Raw genomic sequence first — 17,340 nt, forward strand, 5'->3', positions numbered from 1 at the left:
AACACACGCCGAACCACCCACAAAAGAAAAGCCGTAAGGGGGGGGCCCAACGCCCCCCCCCCCCCCCCCCCCCCCCCGGCGGTTTCGTGCTTCCCGGCGGCCTTCGCGCGCTCCCCTGGGCGCCGGCGACGTCACGGGACGCCTGAGGGCCCGCAGCCGTCACGCTGCGGGCCCTCAGGCGTCATGTCGTGTCTCCACGGTCCCCCGTGTCCCGTCGGGCCCTGTCAGGCCTCGTCGCGGCGCAGGGAGGGCTTCAGGTCCTTCAGGCGGCCCGTGTCCCGTCGGGCCCTGTCAGGCCTCGTCGCGGCGCAGGGAGGGCTTCAGGTCCTTCAGGCGGCCGAGCAGGCCGTTCACGAACGACGGCGAGTCGTCCGTGGAGAACTCCTTCGCCAGCTGCACCATCTCGTCGAGCACGACGGCGTCGGGCGTCTCGTCGGCCCAGATCAGCTCGTAGGCGCCGAGCCGCAGGATGTTGCGGTCGACGACCGGCATCCGGTCCAGTGTCCAGCCGACCGAGTACTGGGCGAGCAGCTCGTCGATACGCGTCGCGTGCAGCGCGTAGCCCTCGACCAGCTGCATCGTGTACTCGCTCACCGGCGGCTGCCGGGTGTCGGCCCGGGAGAGCCGGACCCAGTCCGCGAGGACCGTCAGAACGTCCGCGTCGCGCTGGTCGCCCTCGAAGAGGATCTGGAAGGCACGCTTGCGGGCCGTGTTGCGAGCAGCCACGGCTAGCTGTTCACCCGGCCGAGGTAGTCGCTGGTGCGGGTGTCGACCTTGATCTTCTCACCGGTGGTGATGAAGAGCGGCACCTGGATCTGGTGGCCGGTCTCCAGCGTGGCGGGCTTGGTGCCGCCGGTGGAGCGGTCGCCCTGCACGCCCGGCTCGGTCTCCGAGATGGTCAGCTCGACGGCGGCCGGCAGCTCGACGAAGAGCACCTCGCCCTCGTGCTGCGCGACGGTGGCCGTGAAGCCCTCGATCAGGAAGTTGGCGGCGTCGCCGACGGACTTGCGGTCGACCATCAGCTGGTCGTAGGTGTCCATGTCCATGAAGACGAAGTACTCGCCGTCCATGTACGAGAACTGCATGTCGCGCTTGTCGATCGTGGCCGTCTCGACCTTGACGCCGGCGTTGAACGTCTTGTCGACGACCTTGCCGGAGAGCACGTTCTTCAGCTTGGTGCGCACGAAGGCCGGGCCCTTGCCGGGCTTGACGTGCTGGAACTCGACGACGGACCAGAGCTGGCCGCCTTCGAGCTTGAGCACCAGGCCGTTCTTGAGGTCGTTCGTGGAAGCCACGGTTGCGGAATCTCCTGGACTGACGTGGACGACCCCGGCGCACGCGCACAGCTCGGAAAAGCTACAGCGCGAGCAGCTCCTTGGTCGTGATGGTGAGTAGCTCGGGTCCGCCGTCCGCCTCGGGGCGTACGACGAGCGTGTCATCGATCCTGACACCGCCCCGGCCCGGGAGGTGGACCCCAGGTTCGACGGTGACCGGCACGCAAGCGTCCAGTTTACCCATGGCCGCGGGGGCCAACTGCGGGTCCTCGTCGATTTCGAGTCCGACACCGTGCCCGGTGAGTGCCGGGAGGCCCTCCGTGTACCCCGCCGAGTCGAGCACCTGGCGGGCGGCGCGGTCCACGTCACGGTAGGCGGCGCCGGGTACCAGCGTCTCCCGTCCGGCGCGCTGGGCAGCGAAGACGAGGTCGTACATCTCGATCTGCCAGTCCGCGGGAGACGTGCCGATGACGAAGGTACGGCCGATCTCACAGCGGTAGCCGCGGTAGCGGGCGCCGAGGCAGACGGAGAGGAAGTCGCCCTCCTCGACCCGGCGGTCGGTCGGGCGGTGACCGCGCCGGCCGGAGTTCGGGCCGGTGGCGACGGAGGTCGCGAAGGCGGGGCCGTCGGCGCCGTGGTCCACGAGCCGCCGCTCCAGCTCCAGGGCGAGATGCCGCTCGGTCCGGCCGACGAGGATGGACTCCAGCAGTTCCCCCAGCGCCTGGTCGGCGATCTCCGCGCCGATGCGCAGACAGGAGATCTCCTCCTCGTCCTTGACGACCCTGAGCTGCTCGACCGCGCCGCCCAGGTCGGCCAGGCGCAGCCGTGGCACCACCGAGCGGATCGCCCGGTGCCGGGCCACCGTGAGGTGGTGCTCCTCGACGGCGAGGGAGTCGGCGCCCTGACCGAGGGCGAGGCCGGCGGCGGCCACGGCCGTGTCACCGCCCCGGCCGGGCAGCGGCTGCACCCGCACCGCCTCGTCCGGCTGCCCCTCGGCGGCACGGTCGTCCGGCGGGCCGGTGCACAGCAGCAGGTCCTCGGTCCTGCCCAGCAGCAGCACGGCGCCCCTCGGGGCGGCGCCCGCGAGATAGCGCACATTGGCGGGACGGGAGACAAGCGCCGCCGCGCTGCCGCCCGCGTGACAGCGTTCCTTCAGCCGGGTCCGGCGAGCCGCGTACACCTCTGACATGGGTCGAGCGTATGAGCTGCACGGAGTCGGCGCCGGTTGAGGGAGTCCGAGTGGGGGGTGGGGGGCGGCCCGGCCCGGGCTACCAGTTCGGCGGGCTGGCGATCGAGCGGGCCAGTACCTCGTCCAGGAGCCGGGCCGTCTGGGGTACGTCGAGCTGGGAGTTGTCGATGATGGGGAGACCGGAGCCGTACCAGCCGGCCATGCGGCCGTGGATCTGGGCGACCTCCTCGTCGGCGAGGCGGCGGTTGCCGGAGCGCTCGGCGTTGCGCTCCAGGACGATCTCCAGGCCGGGCAGCAGGACGACCGGCAGCAGGCCGGGGCCCACATGCCGCTTCCAGCCGCCCAGGCCGACCACGGGGCGGTCGGGGAAGACGGCGTCGTCGAGGATGCACGAGATGCCGTTGGCGAGGAAGTTGCGGGCGGCGAAGCCGCAGGTGCGGCGGGCGAGGCGGTACTGCGCCTCGGAGTGGTCGTTCCATCCCGACCGCGGGTCGGCGAAGCCCGAGCGGACCCATTCGCGTACGTCGTCGAGGCTGATGTGGGCGGTCGGGACCCGCCGGTGGTCCGCCCAGTACTTGGCCACGCTCGTCTTCCCGGCGCCGGCGGGCCCGATGAGCAGCACCGCCAGGGTCGTGCCGGTGGGGTCGGGCACGGCCGTGGCGGGCGGCGCGCTGGGCATGGCGACGGGTCCGCCGGGGGGCAGCGGCAGATGGCCGGTGGTGTCCGGGGTGTGCGGCGCCTGCGGATGCGGGGGGCCGGGCGCGTGGTGCGGGGCGGGCGGCACCGGGCCCGCGGGGGCCGGTGCGTACCCCGGGGCCGGTGGCGCTTCGGGCCCGGGGACGGAACCCTGGTGCGCGCCGGGGTGGGGCGGGCCCGGGTGGTGTGCGGCCTGCGACCAGCCGGCGGCCGGTCCGTGCCCCGGTCCGTGGGGCGGCGGCAGCGGAGAACCCACTGCGTGCTGCATCCGGTGCCACTCCGTCTCGTGTCGTTCGGCGCGTGCGCCCGCGGGTCTCCTCCGCCGGAGGCGAGAGCCCGACCGTGCTCAGCCCCGCAGGACTCCGCGCGCTCGCCCCCTCGGCTCACCGACGGCTGGCGAGGAGCGCCGGCAGCGGGGTGCGAACCTCGTTGCCTACCGAACGGTACCGTCCCCGGCCGTCATTTGGTGAACGGCCGGGGAGGCCCCGAAGTGCCCGTGTCCGTACGGCACATCGGACGGAAGGTGTACCGGCGTACTTACTCGCCCACTTCGCCGTACGCGGCGAGCAGCACGGCCGGGTCCGGCCCTTCCAGGACGGTGGGCTTGGCCAGTCCGTCGAGGACGATGAAGCGCAACAGGTCGCCGCGGGACTTCTTGTCGACCCGCATGGTCTCCAGCAGCTTGGGCCACTGGTCGTGGCGGTAGTGCAGCGGCAGCCCGACCGACTCCAGGACCGTGCGGTGCCGGTCGGCGGTGGCGTCGTCCAGCCGGCCCGCGAGACGGCCCAGTTCGGCGGCGAAGTGCATGCCCACCGAGACGGCGGCTCCGTGGCGCCACTTGTAGCGCTCGTTCTTCTCGATGGCGTGGGCGAGTGTGTGCCCGTAGTTGAGGATCTCCCTGAGGCCCGACTCCCTGAGGTCGGAGGAGACGACCTCGGCCTTGACCCGGATGGACCGCTCGATCAGTTCGGCGGTGTGCGGGCCGGCCGGGGTGCGGGCCGCCTGCGGGTCGGCCTCGATGAGGTCCAGGATCGCCGGGTCGGCGATGAAGCCGGCCTTGATGATCTCGGCGAGTCCGGAGACGTAGTCGTTGACCGCGAGCGAGTCCAGCGCGGCCAGGTCGCACAGCACGCCGGCCGGCGGGTGGAAGGCGCCGACCAGGTTCTTGCCCTCGGCGGTGTTGATGCCGGTCTTGCCGCCGACGGCCGCGTCCACCATGGCCAGCACGGTGGTCGGGACGGCGATCCAGCGCACCCCGCGCAGCCAGGTCGCGGCCACGAACCCGGCGAGGTCGGTGGTGGAGCCGCCGCCGACCCCGACGACGACGTCGCTGCGGGTGAAGCCGGACTGACCGAGCGCCTTCCAGCAGTAGGCGGCGACCTCGGCGGTCTTGGCCTCCTCCGCGTTGGGTACCTGGATGGCGACGGCCTCATAGCCCTGGCCGGCCAGGTCGGCGCGCAGCGCCTCCCCGGTCTCGGCGAGCGCCTCGGGGTGCACGACGGCGACCCGCTTCACCCGGTCGCCGATCAACCCGGCCAGTTCGCCCAGGAGTTGCCGGCCCACCAGCACCTCGTAGGGCTCGCTGCCGGCGGTGCCGCCGACCTGGATCCGCGTCACTGCCTCGCTCATGCTTCCTTCAACTCCAGTGCGTCCAGGGCCGCTTGGGTGACCTCTTCGGGCGTACGGTCATCGGTGGCCACGACGGCGGTGGCGATCTCCTCGTACAGGTGCCGCCGGGCCTCCATCAGCTCGCGCCACTGCTTGCGCGGGTTGACCGCGAGCAGGGGCCGCGCCGCGTTCAGGCCGGTGCGCTTCACGGCCTCCTCGACGTCCATCGAGAGATAGACCACACGGTGCGCGGCGAGCAGCGCGCGGGTGTCCTCGTCGAGGATCGCGCCGCCGCCCAGGGCGAGGACGCCCTCGTGTTCACCGAGGGCCCGGTGCACGGCCCGCTTCTCGATCGCGCGGAAGGCCGCCTCGCCCTCGTCGACGAAGATCTCGGAGATCGTCCGGCCCTGCTCGGCCACGATGTCGTCGTCGGTGTCCCGGTAGGAGACGCCCAGCCGCTCGCCGAGCAGCCGCCCGACGGTCGACTTGCCCACGCCCATCGGGCCGACCAGGACCACCACGGGCGCCGCGCTCAACGGATGGCCAGGTGTTCGAGGTAGGACACGACGTTGCGGCGGGTCTCGGTCACCGAGTCGCCGCCGAACTTCTCCGCGACCGCGTCGGCCAGCACCAGGGCGACCATGGCCTCGGCGACGATGCCGGCCGCCGGAACCGCCGACACGTCCGAGCGCTGGTGGTGGGCGGCGGCGGCCTCACCGGTGGTCACGTCCACAGTCCGCAGCGCCCGCGGCACCGTCGCGATCGGCTTCATCGCCGCCCGCACCCGCAGCAGCTCACCGGTGCTCAGGCCACCCTCCGTGCCACCCGAGCGGCCGGAGGTCCGCCGGATGCCCTCACCGGAGTTCACGATCTCGTCGTGCGCCTTGGAGCCGGGCACCCGCGCCAGGTCGAAGCCGTCGCCGACCTCGACGCCCTTGATGGCCTGGATGCCCATCAGGGCGCCCGCCAGCCGGGCGTCCAGCTTCCGGTCCCAGTGCACGTGCGAGCCCAGGCCCACCGGCACGCCGTAGGCGAGGATCTCGACCACGCCGCCGAGGGTGTCGCCGTCCTTGTGGGCCTGGTCGATCTCCGCGACCATCGCCTTCGAGGCGTCCGCGTCCAGGCAGCGCACCGGGTCGGCGTCCAGCCTCTCCACGTCGGAGGGCGTCGGGTACACCCCTCGCGGGGCCTTCGCGGACGCCAGCTCGACCACGTGCGAGACGATCTCGATCCCGGCCGTCTCCCTGACGTAGGAGCGGGCCACCGCGCCCAGCGCCACGCGGGCCGCGGTCTCACGGGCGGAGGCGCGCTCCAGGATCGGCCGGGCCTCGTCGAAGCCGTACTTCTGCATGCCGGCCAGGTCGGCGTGACCGGGCCGCGGGCGGGTCAGCGGGGCGTTGCGGGCCAGGCCGGCGAGGATCTCCGGGTCGACCGGGTCGGCCGCCATGACCTGGTCCCACTTGGGCCACTCGGTGTTGCCCACCATGATCGCGACCGGGGAGCCGAGGGTGAGGCCGTGCCGGACGCCGCCGAGGAAGGTCACCTCGTCGCGCTCGAACTTCATCCGCGCACCGCGCCCGTAGCCGAGCCGCCGCCTCGCCAGGTGGTCCCCCACCATCTCCGTGGTGATCGGCACGCCTGCGGGAAGTCCCTCCAGCGTCGCCACGAGTGCGGGACCGTGGGACTCCCCCGCGGTCAGCCAGCGCAACCTGCTCAACGGTGCTCCTCAGTACGCGCGCCCTGATGCTGCCCCGCGTACGCGCGTCCTCGCGTACGGCAACTGCCGGCCGGGTGCGCGGCCCCGGCCCGCCACGTCCGATCCTCCCACGTCCGCGGCCCTGACCGGCCGCCGGTCCACCACCCGGACGGGGAACGGGACGAGGAAGTGGCTCGAAACCCCGGGTCCGCCGACCGCGTACCGGGCGTGCGGCGGAGTGCTCAGCGGGCGGCGAGCGCGTGCTCGCCGGCCGCGCGCATCGCCTCCAGCGGCGCCGGGGCGCGCCCCGTCATCTGCTCGACCTGGAGGACCGCCTGGTGGACGAGCAGGTCCAGGCCGCTGACGACGGCGCCGCCGTACGCGGACCAGCGGGCCGCGAGCTCGGTGGGCCACGGGTCGTAGAGCACGTCGAAGAGGGTGGCGGGCCGCTCCGGCACGGCGGCGGACAGGGAGTCCGTCGTGCCGGCCGGGGTGGTCGCGATCACCAGCGGCCGGTGCAGCGCCTCGGCCGCGTGCGACCAGTCCTCGGTACGGACCTCGACGTCCAGCCGCTCGCCCCACCGCCGCATCTCCGCGGCGCGGGCCTCGCTGCGCACGTACACCGTGATCTCGCCGGTGCACACCCGGGCCAGTGCCGCCAGCGCGGAGGAGGCGGTGGCGCCGGCGCCGAGCACGGCCGCCGAGTCGACCTCCTCGATCCCGCGTTCGCGCAGCGCGGCGACCATGCCGGGGATGTCGGTGTTGTCGCCGAGGGTGCGCCCGTCCGCGGTGCGCACGACGGTGTTGACCGCCTCGACCGAGGCCGCCGTGTCGGTGATCTCGTCGAGCAGCGGGATGACGGCCCGTTTGAGCGGCATGGTCAGCGACAGTCCGGCCCACTCCGGCCCGAGGTCCGCGAAGAAGGCGGGCAGCGCGGCCTCGTCGACCTCGAAGCGGTCGTAGGACCAGTCGGTGAGGCCCAGCTCCCGGTAGGCGGTACGGTGCAGCACCGGGGACAGGGAGTGGGCGATGGGCGAGCCGAGCACGGCCGCCCTGCGGGGAGCTGTCATCAGTCTCAGTTCCTTGACGCGTTGAACTGTCTGACCAGCTTCTCGTGTTCCGCGAGAGTCTTCGTGAACTTGCTGGTCTTGCCGTCCAGTGAGATGAAGTAGTACCAGCCGTCCGACGTCGGCTTGAGGGCGCCTCGGAGCGCCTCCTCGCCGGGGTTGTCGATGGGGCCGGGCGGGAGTCCCTTGTAGAAGTACGTGTTGTACGGGTTGTCGTACTTCCGCAGCTCGGCGATGCTCAGGTCGATCTTGCTCTGGTTCTTCACGTAGTTGTACGTCGAGTCGAACTCGAGCATGCCGTTGGTCTGCGCGTTGCCCGGCTTGAGACGGTTGTAGACGACCTCGGCCATCTTGCGGAAGTCGTCGTGGCTGGTGCCCTCGGCCTGCGCCAGGCTCGCCACGGTCAGCAGCTGCCACGGGCCCTCCAGGCCCAGGCTCGCCGCCTTCTTCTCCAGACCGAGTTCCTCGTACTTGCCGTTGGCCCGGGAGACCATGTCCTTCAGGACGGCCGCGGGCTTCTGGCCCTTGCTGACCGCGTAGCTGGAGGGGTAGAGGAATCCTTCCAGCGGATCCTTCAGGTTCTCGTGACCGAGCGCCCAGTCGGGCAGGCCGAGAGTCCTGTACTGCTTCTTCGCCACGCCCGCCGTGGTGCCCTTGGCCACCCCGAGGCGCGCGTCGATCACCTCGTAGACCTTCGTGTCGCGCCAGCCCTCGGCGATGATCAGGTTGTCGCGGCTCTTCGGACTGAGCATCAGTTCGACCGCGCTCGCCGCCGACATCTGCTTCTGCAGCGTGTAGACACCGTCCTGGATGTACTTGCCGTCGGGGTTCGACTGCTGCGCGGACACGAACGCGTCGACGCTCTCGACGACGCCCTTCTCCTTCAGCTTCTGCCCGATGACATAACCGCCCGCGTCCTTGGGGATGACGACGGTGACCTGGTCGCCGTTCCCGTCGCCCGCGAAGTCGGGCGCCGGGCCGAAACGGTCCTGGTAGTAGTGGTAGCCGACATAGCCGACCCCGCCCACGATGCCCGCGAAGATCACCGTCAGCACCAGACAGGCGCACCCGCTGCGCCGCTTCTTCGGCTTCTTGCCGCCCCTGCGCTCGCCCCGGCCGGCGCGCGTGCCGTCCGGGTCGTCGCCGTCGGCCTCGGCGTCGTCGTCCCCGCCCGCGAAGAAGGCGTGCTCACCCTCGTCGGGTCCGGGGTCCCAGTCGGTCCTGGGCTCCGGTTCGGCGCGCCGCCTGCCCGGCGGTTCCGGCGGCGGATAGGCGTCCGGGGTGCCGTAGTGGTCGGGCTGGTCACCGCCGTGGACGGCGGCCTCCTGCTGCCCGTAGGGGTCCGCCGGATCGGCGTACTGGACGGGCACCGGGGCGCCCGGGGCCCAGCCTCCGTCGTCGTACGCCTGCTGCTGGCCCGCGTAGTACTGCTGGTCGTACTGCTGGGGGTACTGCTGCTGGAACTCCTGCGGATACTGCTGCTGCGCCGGGTCGTACGGGACCTGCTGGCCTTCGGCCCACTCGCCGTACTGTGCCTGCTGCTGGGGATGCTCCTGCTGCGCCGGGTAGTGCTGCGGCCGACCCTCGTAGGGGGACTGCCCGCCCGCCGGAGCCTGCTGTCCCTCCCATCCGGCGTCCCCGTACAACGGGTCCTCCGGATGCCACGGTTCGGAGCCCTGGCCCCGGCCATACTCAGTCATCGATCCCCTAGAGCCGCGAGGCGGCGGTCGCGCGGCCCAGGGGCCCGGCTTCCGTCCCGCCTCTTGCTGTGCGGCGACTGTTCGAACACCACCGCATCGCGCCGGACGTTACCGTATCGCGATCAGATGACCACTTCGACGCCCTCGCCGGGTGCTTTACCTGACACCCGTTCGGATTCCAATGCCTGCTGAAGGATGATCACAGCAGCCGCCTGGTCGATGACCGAACGGCCCTTCTTCGCCTTCACCCCCGAGGCGCGCAGACCCTGACTGGCCGTCACCGTGGTCATCCGCTCGTCCACGAGCCGCACCGGCACGGGGGCGATGCCCCTGGCGAGCTCCTGCGCGAAGCCGCGAACCTTTACCGCGGCCGGGCCCTCGCCCCCCTTGAGGGAGCGCGGAAGCCCGACGACGACCTCGATCGGCTCGTACTCCTCGACGAGTTGCCGCAGCCGGCGGTGCGCTGCCGGGACGTCACGGCCCGGGACCGTCTCCACCGGGGTGGCGAGGATCCCGTCGGGGTCGCACGAGGCGACCCCGATGCGGGCGTCCCCGACGTCGATCGCGAGCCGCCGGCCGCGGCGCATGACCCTGTTCTCCTCGGTCACTTGGCCGTCTCGGCGACGAGCCGCTCGACCGCGTCCACGGCCTCGCCGACGGCGGCCGGGTTCTGGCCGCCGCCCTGGGCGACGTCCGGCTTGCCGCCGCCACCCCCGCCGAGCGTCTTGGCGGCGGTACGCACCAGTTCGCCGGCCTTCAGGCCGCGCTCGCGGGCGGCCTCGTTGGTGGCGATGACCGTCAGCGGCTTGCCGTTGTTGACCGTGAACAGGGCGACCACGGCGGGCCGTCCGCCCTGGATGCGCCCGCGGACGTCCATGACCAGCTTGCGCAGGTCGTCGGAGTTCGTGCCGTCGGGGACCCGCCCGGTGACCACGGCGACCCCGTTGACGTCCTTGGCGGACTCGGCGAGCCCCGCGGCGGCCTGGAGCACCTTCTCGGCACGGAACTTCTCGATCTCCTTCTCGGCGTCCTTCAGCTTGCCGAGCATGGCGGAGATCTTCTCCGGGAGCTCCTCCGGACGGCCCTTGACCAGCTCCTGGAGCTGGGCGACGACCGTGTGCTCACGGGCGAGGAAGTGGTAGGCGTCGACACCGACCAGGGCCTCGATACGGCGCACACCCGAGCCGATCGACGACTCGCCGAGCAGCTTCACCAGGCCGAGCTGGGCGGTGTTGTGCACGTGCGTGCCGCCGCACAGCTCCTTGGAGAAGTCGCCGATGGTCACGACCCGGACCCGCTCGCCGTACTTCTCGCCGAACTCGGCGATGGCGCCCTGCTTCTTGGCCTCGTCGAGGCTCAGCACCTCGGCGCGCACGTCGAGGTCACGGGCGAGCACCTCGTTGATCTTCTGCTCGACGTCGGTCATCACGGCCGTCGGGACGGCGGCGGGGGAACCGAAGTCGAAGCGGAAGCGGCCCGGCTGGTTCTCGGAGCCGGCCTGGGCGGCCGTCGGGCCGAGGGCGTCGCGCAGGGCCTGGTGGGTGAGGTGCGTGGCGGAGTGCGCGCGGGCGATGGCCGTACGGCGGCGGCCGTCGATGGAGGCGTGCACCCTGGCACCGACGGTCACCTCGCCGAACTGGACGACGCCCTTGTGGACGTACACGCCCGGCACCGGCTTCTGGGTGTCGCGGATCTCGATGACGGCACCGGAGTCCACCCGGATTCGGCCGGTGTCGCCGATCTGGCCGCCGCCCTCGGCGTAGAACGGGGTGCGGTCGAGGACGATCTCGACCTCGTCGCCCTCGGTGGCGGCCGGCGAGGAGGCGCCGTCGACGAGGATGCCGACGACGGTCGACTCGGCCTCGGTGTCGGTGTAGCCGACGAAGTCGGTCTCGCCGGCCTTGTCGGCGATCTCGCGGTAGGCGCCGGCACCGGCGTGACCGGTCTTCTTGGCCTGGGCGTCGGCCTTGGCCCGCTCCCGCTGCTCCTTCATCAGGCGGCGGAAGCCGTCCTCGTCCACGGACAGGCCCTGTTCGGCGGCCATCTCCAGGGTGAGGTCGATCGGGAAGCCCCAGGTGTCGTGGAGCAGGAACGCCTTGTCGCCGGGCAGGACCGTGGCGCCTGCGGACCTGGTCTCGGAGACGGCGGTGTCCAGGACGTTGGTGCCGGCGTTGAGGGTCTTGAGGAAGCGGGCCTCCTCGGCGAGGGCGACGGTCTCGATGCGCACGCGGTCGGTGACGAGCTCCGGGTACTGCCGGCCCATCATCTCGATGACGACGTCGATCAGGTCCTTGACGACCGGGCCGGTGGCGCCGAGCAGGCGCATGTTGCGGATGGCGCGGCGCATGATGCGGCGCAGCACGTAGCCGCGGCCCTCGTTGCCGGGGGTCACGCCGTCGCCGATGAGCATGACGGAGGTGCGCATGTGGTCGGTGACCACGCGCAGGGAGACGTCCGACTCGTGGGCCCGGCCGTACTCGACGCCGGTGAGGTCGGTGGCCTTCCTGATGACGGCCATCGAGGTGTCGATCTCGTACATGTTCTGCACGCCCTGCAGAATCATGGCGAGCCGCTCCAGGCCGAGGCCCGTGTCGATGTTCTTGCTCGGCAGCTCACCGAGGATCTCGAAGTCCTCCTTGCCCCTGCCCTCGCCGCGCTCGTACTGCATGAAGACCAGGTTCCAGATCTCCACGTACCGCTCGTCGTTGACGGCGGGGCCGCCCTCGGCGCCGAACTCGGGGCCGCGGTCGTAGTTGATCTCGGAGCAGGGACCGCACGGGCCGGGGACACCCATGGACCAGTAGTTGTCCTTCTTGCCGAGGCGCTGGATGCGCTCGGCCGGGACGCCGACGACGTCACGCCAGATGCGCTCGGCCTCGTCGTCCTCCAGGTAGACGGTGATCCACAGCTTCTCCGGCTCCAGGCCGTAACCACCCTTGTCCTGGGGGCTGGTGAGCAGCTCCCAGGCGTGCTTGATGGCGCCTTCCTTGAAGTAGTCGCCGAAGGAGAAGTTGCCGCACATCTGGAAGAAGGTGCCGTGCCGCGTGGTCTTGCCGACCTCTTCGATGTCGGGCGTGCGCACGCACTTCTGCACGCTGGTGGCACGCGCGAAGGGCGGCTTGACCTCACCCAGGAAGTACGGCTTGAAGGGCACCATGCCGGCCGGGACGAGAAGCAGAGTCGGGTCGTCCGCGATGAGCGACGCCGAAGGGACGACGGTGTGACCGCGCTCCTCGAAGAAGCTCAACCAGCGGCGACGAATCTCGGCCGACTCCATCAGTGGTCCTCATTCCGGTTGTACGGGTCCGTCGTCCTGTCACCGTCGACGGACCTCGGGTTGCTGCGGTTCTCGATGGCGGTGTACCGCCGGGGGGCGGGGAGTTCGGGGTCCGCGTGGATCCCCAGGGCCTCGCCCAGTTCGGCCTCCCGCTGGGCCATGCCCGCGCGGACGTCGAGGGCGAATCCCACGGCACTGTCCCTGAGCCGCTGACCCGTCTCGATCGCCTTGTTCGCGGCCTGCGCGGCAAGGTTCTCGGGGGTCAGCCGGCTGAGCTTACGGTTGACCTTGGTGGTGGCCCAGACACCGGCGGCCACGCCCGTGCCGAACCAGAACGTACGGCGGAACATCGCTCGCTCAGGCCTTCTTTCCCCGGTTGTTCCGCTTCTCCCGCCGCGCGCCCGGGACGGTGCGTCCCACGATCACGGTACGCCGGGGCGCCTTGGGCGGCGCGTCCTCCCGGCGGCCGCCCAGGGCCCGGCGCACGCCGTAGCCGAAGGCCGCGACCTTGACCAGGGGGCCGCCGAAGGTGGACGCGACGGTGGTGGAGAGTGCGGAGGCGTTCGACGTGACCTCCTGGACGTCCGACGCGATGGCGTCGACCCGGTCGATCTGGGTCTGCGCCGAGCGCACCGCCAGGGAGGCGTCCGCCAGCAGCGGGACGGCCTGGTCGGTCACGTCCGCGACGAGCTTGGTGGTCGCCTTGAGCGTCTGGGCCAGCCTCACCAGCGCGACGGCGAGGAAGGAGACCAGGATCGCCCAGAACACGGCCACCAGGATCCCGGCAACCTCTCCACCGGACACTGTGTGCACCCGCTCCCTGAAACGTGCGGTCAACGTCGAACCTGAAAACAGTGCCACGAGCCTATCGCGCCGGGACTGCCGCTCCGTACCGCATGGGCGCTCACGCGCGGCCGGGTCGTCCGCCGTGGCCGTACGGACCGAACACGGCTCAGTACGCTCCGTGTTCCATGCGGGTCACTCGGCCCGGCGGCACCCCGTGACCGGCAGCCTGCCCTCGGAACCCACCGGGTTCGTGGGCCGCCCGGCCGAACTCGCCGCGCTGGAGCGGGCGCTCGGCGCCGCGCGGCTGGTGACGGTGACGGGGCCCGGCGGTGTCGGCAAGTCGCGCCTGGCCGCGCACGCGGCGGCGCGGTCCGCGGGGGCGACGAGGCTGCGGGCGCTGTCGCCCGCCCGGTTGCTCGAACGGCGGAGCTGCCGGCCCGGTCCCTCCTCACGCGCGAGGAGACCGCGACGGGCGTGCGCTACCGGATACGTGGCGACGGCCCGTCAGGGGCTGGGCGACGAGCGGTACGAGCAGGGCGTACGACTCGGCTCGGGCCTCGGCCGGGAGACGGCGGTGCGCCGGGCGCCGCGCGGGGCATCGCCCGCGCCGATGGACGCGGTACCGGCGCCGCGCGGTCCGGTCGGCAGGCGGCCGGGGCCCCGGACACACGCGAGCCCGCCGCCTCGCCCACCCGGAAGGGCGGGGAGACGGCGGGCTGATGTGCGGTGGTGCTGCGCCCAGGTGTCAGCGGGCGTAGTACTCGACGACGAGCTGCTCGTCGCAGATCACCGGGATCTCCTTGCGGTTCGGCTCGCGGTCCAGGCGGAAGGCCAGGGCGCGGAGGTTCACCTGGAGGTAGCGCGGGGTCTCGCCGTCGGGGGCGAAGCCGCCCTCGCGGGAGATCGAGAAGAGGGTCTTCTCACGGCTGCGCTCGCGGACCATCACGACGTCGTCGGGGCGGACGCGGAAGGACGGCTTGTCGACCTTCTGGCCGTTGACCTCGATGTGGCCGTGGACGACCATCTGGCGGGCCTGGTAGATCGTGCGGGCGATGCCCGAACGCAGGACCAGCGCGTCGAGGCGGCGCTCGAGCTCGATGATCAGGGCCTCACCGGTCTTGCCCTGGACCTTGGAGGCACGCTCGTAGGCGCGGACGAGCTGACGCTCGGACACGTCGTACTGCGCGCGCAGACGCTGCTTCTCCAGCAGACGGACCTTGTAGTCCGAGTTCTGCTTGCGGCCGCGGCCGTGCTCGCCCGGCGGGTAGGGGCGGGCCTCGAAGTACTTGACGGCCTTCGGGGTCAGCGCGATGCCGAGGGCACGCGACTTCTTGACCTTGGGACGGGGCTGATTAGCCACTGTGTCTGTCTCTTTCGTGGATGTCGGCTCACCAGGGTTAAGGGAGGTCGCATCCGCAGCCGGGGAGACCCGCCTTCGTCCCTGCGGACGGGGCAGGCAGCCGCTCCCTGGTCTGGGCACAACGTGCAGCACACGAGTGGCCCACCGACCGTCCCGGGGACCGGGTGGTGGTGGGCTGCCCGCGACACCTTCGACGGTGCGCGACGCTCCTGGAATCCCCCCGTGACGGCGGGGGCTCCGGCTGGATGTCCCGTTCTGGTGATGCCGGCCGGGGCCGGACACGGGACGCAGCGCTGCGCGTCATCCTACAGGGTGGTCAGGACCGCCCTCGACCGAGGTGCTTCCTGGTCCACTCGACCGCGTCCGCGTACCGGGCCTCGGCGCCGTGCCGGGTGGGCGTGTAGTACTCGCGGTCCTTCAGTTCCTCCGGGGCGTACTGCTGGGGGGCGATGCCCTCGGGCAGGTCGTGCGGATACACGTACCCCTGGGCGTGCCCCAGTTTGGCCGCGCCCTTGTAGTGGCCGTCCCGCAGGTGCGCGGGCACCGGGCCCGCCATTCCCCTGCGTACGTCCTCCATGGCGGCGCCGATGGCCGTGGTCGCGGCGTTGGACTTCGGGGCCAGGGCGAGGGCGATGGTGGCGTGGCTGAGCGTCAGCGCGGCCTCGGGGAAGCCGATCATGGCGACGGCCTGGGCGGCGGCCACCGCGATCGGCAGGGCGTTCGGGTCGGCGAGGCCGATGTCCTCGCTGGCGGAGATCATCAGGCGGCGGGCGATGAACCGGGGGTCCTCGCCGGCCTCGATCATCCGGGCCAGGTAGTGCAGCGCCGCGTCCACGTCGGAACCGCGGATGGACTTGATCAGGGCGCTGGCCACGTCGTAGTGCTGGTCGCCGTCGCGGTCGTACTTCACGGCCGCGCGGTCGACGGTCTCCTCCAGGGTCCGGAGGCCGATCTCCGTCTCGCCCTTGTCGAGGGCGGCTCCGGCGGCGGCCTCCAGGGCGGTCAGCGCGCGGCGGGCGTCGCCGCCGGCGATCCGCAGCAGGTGCTCCTCGGTGTCCGAGGGGAGTCCGACAGCGCCCTTCAGACCCCGCTCGCCCGTCACGGCGCGCCGCACAAGGGCGCGCAGGTCGTCGTCGGTGAGGGGTTCGAGGGTCAGCAGCAGGGACCGGGACAGCAGGGGGGAGATCACCGAGAAGTAGGGGTTCTCGGTGGTCGCCGCGATCAGGGTCACCCAGCGGTTCTCGACGGCCGGGAGCAGGGAGTCCTGCTGGGCCTTGCTGAAGCGGTGGATCTCGTCCAGGAAGAGGACGGTCTCCTTGCCGAACCCGCCGGTGGCGCGGCGGGCCCCGTCGATGACCGCACGGACCTCCTTGACGCCGGCGGTGATCGCCGAGAGTTCCACGAAACGCTTGTCCGTGGCCTTGGAGACGACGTACGCCAGGGTGGTCTTGCCGGTGCCGGGCGGGCCCCAGAGGATCACCGAGGACGGTCCCGCGGGACCGCCCGCGCCCTCGCCGACGAGTCTGCGCAGGGGCGAGCCGGGCTTGAGCAGGTGTTGCTGGCCCACCACCTCGTCGAGGGTGCGCGGGCGCATCCGGACCGCCAGGGGACTGCCGGACGGGTCCTTCTCCTGGCGTTCTTCTGCTGCGGCGGTGAACAGGTCGGGCTCCACGTCCAAAACCCTATGTCACCCCTCTGACAATCCGGCCGGGGCGGGCACGGGCCCCGGTACCTGGGCCGTCAGCTGGTCCAGAAGTCCCACCAGCGGGTCATGATCAGCATGCCGATGATGCCGATGTGCAGTACCGGCAGCACCCAGGTGAACTCGCCGAAGAAGCCCTTCAGCCAGCGCGGGGCGGGCAGGAGGGAGGTGCGGACGTTGAACGACGTCACGTACCAGAACATGGTGATCGTGGCGACCCAGGCGAGCGAGCACCACAGGCACAGCGCGTTGATCCGGTACAGCGACTGGAACTGGAGCCAGGTGCAGAAGGCGACGCCGAAGAGGGTGCCGGCGTTGAAGGTGAGCCAGTACCAGCGCGGGAAGCGGGCGCGGGCCAGCAGGCTCATGCCGACGCAGACCACGATGCCGTAGGCGACCAGGCCGAGCATCGGGTTGGGGAAGCCGAAGGCGGCGGCCTGCTTGCTCTCCATCACGGAGCCGCAGGAGACAACGGGGTTGAGGCTGCACCCGGGCGTGAACGTCCTGCCCGCGGCCTTGGCCTCGAGCAGCTTGAACTTGTCGATCGTGATGACCCACGCGGCGAGCAGTCCGGCCGCGCCGGTGATGATCAGCAGCAGGCCGAACGCACGGCTGCCGCCGACCGTGCGCGGCTCGGCGGCGGCGCTCTCCGGCCCGGGGTCGGTGGAGACGTCCTTGACTGTCGTCTTGCTCATCACGCCGATTCCATCACTTGGGGGTGGGGACTTCTTCGGGCGGGGCCATTGTGCCGCACGCCGCGTATGCCCAACGTTCGGTGGACGCAGGAAGGTACGCGCGACCGCCCGCGAGTGTCCGGTTCCGGACAGGCCCCGCCGGCCGGCCGACCCCCGCACGGACCGCACGGCACGCGGCACGCCCGGAACGCCCGGTGGGGGGGGGGGGGGGGGGGGGGGGGGGGGGGGGGGGGGGGGGGGGGGGGGGGGGGGGGGGGGGGGGGGGGGGGGGGGGGGGGGGGCGGGGGGGT

General features: G+C 71.8%; 16 protein-coding genes. All 16 read right to left on the minus strand.

What is annotated here, in order from left to right:
* Positions 1-291: 291 nt before the first annotated feature.
* Positions 292-726, minus strand: a complete 435-nt coding sequence (gene nusB / locus AC07AZ_RS13655) for a transcription antitermination factor NusB (protein ID WP_478847113.1) — start codon at positions 724-726, stop codon at positions 292-294.
* A 2-nt stretch (positions 727-728) separates the two neighbouring features.
* A complete protein-coding gene (gene efp / locus AC07AZ_RS13660; RefSeq protein ID WP_478847115.1) occupies positions 729-1,295 on the minus strand; it encodes an elongation factor P in 567 nt (188 codons plus the stop codon).
* Between the two features lie 61 nt (positions 1,296-1,356).
* Positions 1,357-2,463 carry an aminopeptidase P family protein gene (locus AC07AZ_RS13665; RefSeq protein ID WP_478847117.1) on the minus strand — a complete coding sequence of 369 codons (1,107 nt, stop codon included), beginning with the start codon at positions 2,461-2,463 and terminating at the stop codon, positions 1,357-1,359.
* Positions 2,464-2,542: 79 nt separating this feature from the next.
* Positions 2,543-3,427, minus strand: a complete 885-nt coding sequence (locus AC07AZ_RS13670) for a Pro-rich N-terminal domain-containing protein (RefSeq protein WP_478847119.1) — start codon at positions 3,425-3,427, stop codon at positions 2,543-2,545.
* 269 nt (positions 3,428-3,696) lie between these two features.
* On the minus strand, positions 3,697-4,788 hold the full coding sequence (aroB, locus tag AC07AZ_RS13675) for a 3-dehydroquinate synthase (RefSeq protein ID WP_356042242.1): 1,092 nt from the start codon (positions 4,786-4,788) through the stop codon (positions 3,697-3,699).
* The gene (locus tag AC07AZ_RS13680; protein ID WP_478847375.1) at positions 4,785-5,267 is read right to left on the minus strand and encodes a shikimate kinase; all 483 of its coding nucleotides are present in this window, start codon (positions 5,265-5,267) and stop codon (positions 4,785-4,787) included. The genes aroB and AC07AZ_RS13680 overlap by 4 nt, the downstream gene beginning before the upstream one ends.
* Before the next feature lie 32 nt (positions 5,268-5,299).
* On the minus strand, positions 5,300-6,484 hold the full coding sequence (gene aroC / locus AC07AZ_RS13685) for a chorismate synthase (protein WP_478847122.1): 1,185 nt from the start codon (positions 6,482-6,484) through the stop codon (positions 5,300-5,302).
* A 221-nt stretch (positions 6,485-6,705) separates the two neighbouring features.
* Positions 6,706-7,533 (minus strand): shikimate dehydrogenase, encoded by an 828-nt coding sequence (locus AC07AZ_RS13690; RefSeq protein ID WP_478847124.1) that lies wholly within the window; start codon positions 7,531-7,533, stop codon positions 6,706-6,708.
* A 5-nt stretch (positions 7,534-7,538) separates the two neighbouring features.
* The gene (gene mltG, locus AC07AZ_RS13695) at positions 7,539-9,230 is read right to left on the minus strand and encodes an endolytic transglycosylase MltG (RefSeq protein ID WP_478847126.1); all 1,692 of its coding nucleotides are present in this window, start codon (positions 9,228-9,230) and stop codon (positions 7,539-7,541) included.
* Between the two features lie 122 nt (positions 9,231-9,352).
* Complete coding sequence (gene ruvX / locus AC07AZ_RS13700) at positions 9,353-9,817, minus strand: Holliday junction resolvase RuvX (protein WP_478847128.1); 465 nt, start codon at positions 9,815-9,817, stop codon at positions 9,353-9,355.
* 17 nt (positions 9,818-9,834) lie between these two features.
* Positions 9,835-12,507, minus strand: coding sequence for an alanine--tRNA ligase (alaS, locus tag AC07AZ_RS13705; RefSeq protein WP_478847130.1), 2,673 nt, complete (start codon positions 12,505-12,507; stop codon positions 9,835-9,837).
* On the minus strand, positions 12,507-12,857 hold the full coding sequence (locus AC07AZ_RS13710; protein ID WP_478847132.1) for a hypothetical protein: 351 nt from the start codon (positions 12,855-12,857) through the stop codon (positions 12,507-12,509). Before AC07AZ_RS13710 ends, alaS begins: the two co-directional genes overlap by 1 nt.
* A gap of 7 nt (positions 12,858-12,864) precedes the next feature.
* Positions 12,865-13,311: a DUF948 domain-containing protein gene (locus AC07AZ_RS13715; protein ID WP_478847377.1), complete on the minus strand. Its 447-nt coding sequence runs from the start codon at positions 13,309-13,311 to the stop codon at positions 12,865-12,867.
* 727 nt (positions 13,312-14,038) lie between these two features.
* Positions 14,039-14,653, minus strand: a complete 615-nt coding sequence (rpsD, locus tag AC07AZ_RS13720; RefSeq protein ID WP_478847134.1) for a 30S ribosomal protein S4 — start codon at positions 14,651-14,653, stop codon at positions 14,039-14,041.
* 316 nt (positions 14,654-14,969) lie between these two features.
* Positions 14,970-16,325: a replication-associated recombination protein A gene (locus AC07AZ_RS13725; RefSeq protein ID WP_478847136.1), complete on the minus strand. Its 1,356-nt coding sequence runs from the start codon at positions 16,323-16,325 to the stop codon at positions 14,970-14,972.
* A 68-nt stretch (positions 16,326-16,393) separates the two neighbouring features.
* Positions 16,394-17,050 (minus strand): vitamin K epoxide reductase family protein, encoded by a 657-nt coding sequence (locus AC07AZ_RS13730; protein ID WP_478847138.1) that lies wholly within the window; start codon positions 17,048-17,050, stop codon positions 16,394-16,396.
* Between the last annotated feature and the right edge of the window lie 290 nt (positions 17,051-17,340).

Source organism: Streptomyces sp. NPDC043878 (genome assembly GCF_056435735.1).